The sequence below is a fragment of the Thiolapillus sp. genome (assembly GCF_048562965.1).
Taxonomy (GTDB): Bacteria; Pseudomonadota; Gammaproteobacteria; order Chromatiales; family Chromatiaceae; genus Thiolapillus; species Thiolapillus brandeum_A.
Map to the genome: position 1 here is coordinate 1 of NZ_JBHNMF010000334.1, position 3,618 is coordinate 3,618.

A 3,618-nucleotide genomic window follows, 5' to 3' on the forward strand; every position below is an offset into this window, starting at 1 on the left:
TTGTTGCGTAGTGCTTGGTGACCAGGACGGCTGGGGCACAAATAGGTTGTCAAAGGCCGAGTCGATTTTGGGGACTGGGATGTCCCAAAATCTATCACGAGGCCGAAGACACGCTTGAGGGAAACCTCCTGCAGGCTTCGCCGGCTTCAGGCATCTGATCCAGCGATGCCGCCATCCTCAAAGACCGAAGCCAGTACGCCAGGTTCAGTCGAACAGGTTTTCCATGCCAAAGCCCTGCTGTTCCAGGATCACGCGCAGGCGCTTGAGCGCGTCGATCTGAATCTGGCGTACCCGCTCCCGCGTGACGCCCAGCTCCCGCGCTACCTGTTCCAGGGTTGAATTGTCATATCCCTGAAGTCCGAAGCGACGCATCACCACTTCACGCTGGTTGCTGTTCAGCTTGCCCAGCCATTTTTCCAGATTCGAATGAATGTCTTCCGCCTGAAGATGATCCGTCGGCTCTTCGACAGACTTGTCCGCTATGGCATCGACCAGGGGTTTGTCACCTTCCCGTCCATGGGGGATATCCACCGAAGTGATACGCTCGTTGAAACCCAGCATACGCTCCACTTCTTTCAGCGGCTTACCGAGCAACTGGGCAATATCTTCAGCGCTGGGCTCGTGCTCGAGCTGCTGAGCCAGCTGCCGGGCCGCCCGGAGATAGGTATTGATTTCCTTGGCGACATGCACGGGCAGCCGGATGGTGCGCGTCTGATTCATGATTGCGCGTTCGATGGTCTGCCTGATCCACCAGGTGGCATAGGTGGAAAAGCGGAACCCGCGCTCGGGATCAAATTTTTCCACCGCCCGGATCAGACCGAGATTTCCCTCCTCGATGAGATCGAGCAGCGGCAGGCCGCGGTTCAGGTAACGTCTGGCAATTTTCACGACCAGCCGCAGGTTGCTTTCGATCATGCGCTTGCGGGCCTTGTCGTCCCCTGCAGCAATGGCCCGGGCCAGTTCAACCTCTTCTTCCGCAGTCAGGAGCCTGGCCGCGCCGATTTCCCGCAAATAAAGGCGGGTGGCATCCATGGGTTCATTTTCGCCTGCAGTGTCCATAGACACTTTTTCCTTGGCATTCACTTGATTATCCTCCATTTTTTTGATCACTGGCTCAATTCCCTGCGGCTGAGGCAACTGTGCAATACGCAATCCATCACGGTGCTCAGTTATCCACGGGGCAGATAGGCCAATGGGTTCACCGGTTTTCCATAACGCCGAACCTCAAAGTAAAGTAGTGCTTTTCCCTGGTTGGTAACACCCATATTCGAAATATGCTGACCTCTTTTCACCCTGTCACCTTCTTTCACCAGAAGGTTGCTGTTGTGTCCGTAGGCACTCAGATATTTATTGTTGTGTTTGATGATAATAAGCTGACCATAGCCAATAAGTCCACTGCCCACGTAAACCACCTCCCCCCCCTCGGCTGCCAGAATTTTCTGTCCCTTCCTGCCACCGATCTGAATACCACTGCGCGAAGGGTCGGATGATGAGTAATGGGACAGCACTTTTCCCCGGGTGGGCCACTGCCAGTGCAGCGATCCTGCTTTTACCGGCTGAGGTTTGACCTGCCTGACGGTCTTTTTGGGTGGGTGGACAGGTTTGCCGGCCGCAACGGTGCTCTTGCTGCCAGCAGATTGCTTTGGTGCAGGTTTTCTGGGCTTTTTTCCTGATTTTTTGTATGGTTTTGTGGCCGTCTGCAGCGGATACAGGCGAATGACCTGCCCTGGATAAATGGTATAGGGAGGCTGCAGACGATTCCATTTCGCCACGGTCTGATAGTCCAGGCCGGCACGCCAGGCAATGGAATACAGGCTGTCTCCCTTTCGCACTCGGTAGGTCCGGGTCGATTTCTTTATTGGCGGACGGGCCTTGGCGGCAGGTTGCGGTTTGCTGCCACCGGCTTTCTGATGGCTGGCACAGCCACCCGTCAGCCCCACCACCAGGATGAAGCAGCAGGAAAGGGCAATGCGAATCAACCCGTCTGTTGGCCGAATGCTAATCAGTTTTCTCTCCCATGGACACAAATCCGGAAAGCGGTCTCACCACAGATTGATGACTATGACAGCCAGTACGATGACAACCAGCACGCTCCAGCCTATCACATCCATGTATTTGTGCAGCTTGTCCTCCATGGGTTTTCCGCCCCAGGCCATCAATCCTGCCACCAGAAAAAAGCGCCCGCCACGGCCGATGATCGAGGCCAGCACAAAAGGCAGGAAGCTCATTGAAATCACTCCTGCAGTTATGGTGAATATCTTGTAGGGAATGGGCGAGAACCCTGCAACAAAAATTGCCCAGAATCCCCATTCATCGAACCAGGCCCGCACCTGAAGATATTTGTCATAGTAGCCCACGTCATGCAGAAGTGGCTCGATGAAATCGAAAGCCCAAAGACCGATGAAATACCCGGCGATACCCCCCACCACGGATGCCAGTGTCGTGAGAAAGGCAAAGAACCAGGCTTTTTCCGGCCGCGCCAGACTCATGGGCGCCAGCATCACATCCGGGGGCACAGGAAAAAAGGAAGATTCGGAAAAACTCAGTCCCGCAAGATACCAGGGCGCTTTGGGATGCCTGGCCCACCGCATGGCACGGTCATACAAACCGGAAAAAAGCTTCAAGTTTCCACCCCGCCGAGCAGTGGCACGAAATTCACGGGTTCCAGCATTTCTGTTTCATATCCTTTTGCAGTACGTGTTACCTTCACCAGCGCCTGGGCACCGGCACCGCCGATGGGCAGTATCATACGGGCTCCCGGGCGAAGCTGCTCGACCAGGGTACGGGGAATTCCTTCAGGAGCGGCGGTGACGATAATGCCGTCATAAGGCGAAAATTCAGGAAGACCCAATCCACCATCCGAGTGCTTTGGATGGATGTTGCGCAGTTTGAGAAGACGAAAACGCCGCCTAGCCTGATCCAGCAGCGGTGCTATGCGTTCAACGGTGTACACCCTGCGAACGAGAGGAGCCAACACGGCTGTCTGATAGCCGGAGCCGGTACCCACTTCCAGCACGGTATCCAGCTGCTCATCCCCGAGCAGCGCCTCTGTCATGCGGGCAACGATATAGGGTTGTGATATGGTCTGGGAACGCCCGATGGGCAGTGCCGTATTCTCGTAAGCACGGCTGGCCAGCGCCTCATCCACGAACAGATGCCGCGGCACCTGGCGCATGACCTGAAGCACACGTTCATTGCGAACCCCTTCGTTTCGCAACTGCTGCACCAGCCGTTCGCGCGTCCGTTCGGAAGTCATCCCCTGGCCTGCTTTCAAGTCGGCGTTCACGCCCTCAGTCCTCCAGCCAGCTGTTCAGCGCATCGATGGCTGCATGCCTCGTCAGATCCACCTGCAGCGGCGTAATGGAAACGAAGCCGTTCCTCAGGGCATGAAAATCCGTCCCCGGCCCGGCATCCTGCTCGGGTCCTGCGGGTCCCACCCAGTAAATGGGACGCCCTCTGGGATCCAGTTCCTTGTCGGGTACCATGTGATTATATTTCAAAAAGGAGCTATCCTTTGTTCCGAACCCGCCAGATATTGAACGACTGGCTCACGCAAAACCTAGAGGAAGCATAACGCCATGGTTATCCATCCACAAGCCCGTACAACACCAAAGCTGC

General features: G+C 55.8%; 4 protein-coding genes and 1 pseudogene. All 5 read right to left on the bottom strand.

Features of this window, described 5'->3' with window-relative positions:
* Positions 1-204: 204 nt before the first annotated feature.
* Positions 205-1,098 (bottom strand): RNA polymerase sigma factor RpoS, encoded by an 894-nt coding sequence (gene rpoS, locus ACOCD2_RS14320; protein WP_305800332.1) that lies wholly within the window; start codon positions 1,096-1,098, stop codon positions 205-207.
* 71 nt (positions 1,099-1,169) lie between these two features.
* Complete coding sequence (locus ACOCD2_RS14325) at positions 1,170-1,979, bottom strand: peptidoglycan DD-metalloendopeptidase family protein (protein ID WP_293648974.1); 810 nt, start codon at positions 1,977-1,979, stop codon at positions 1,170-1,172.
* Positions 1,980-2,042: 63 nt separating this feature from the next.
* Positions 2,043-2,624, bottom strand: a complete 582-nt coding sequence (locus ACOCD2_RS14330; protein WP_293648977.1) for a YqaA family protein — start codon at positions 2,622-2,624, stop codon at positions 2,043-2,045.
* Positions 2,621-3,256, bottom strand: coding sequence for a protein-L-isoaspartate(D-aspartate) O-methyltransferase (locus tag ACOCD2_RS14335; RefSeq protein ID WP_293648982.1), 636 nt, complete (start codon positions 3,254-3,256; stop codon positions 2,621-2,623). The genes ACOCD2_RS14330 and ACOCD2_RS14335 overlap by 4 nt, the downstream gene beginning before the upstream one ends.
* A 34-nt stretch (positions 3,257-3,290) precedes the next feature.
* Positions 3,291-3,470: pseudogene (locus ACOCD2_RS14340) on the bottom strand (5'/3'-nucleotidase SurE); the annotation flags it as partial.
* Positions 3,471-3,618 lie beyond the last annotated feature (148 nt).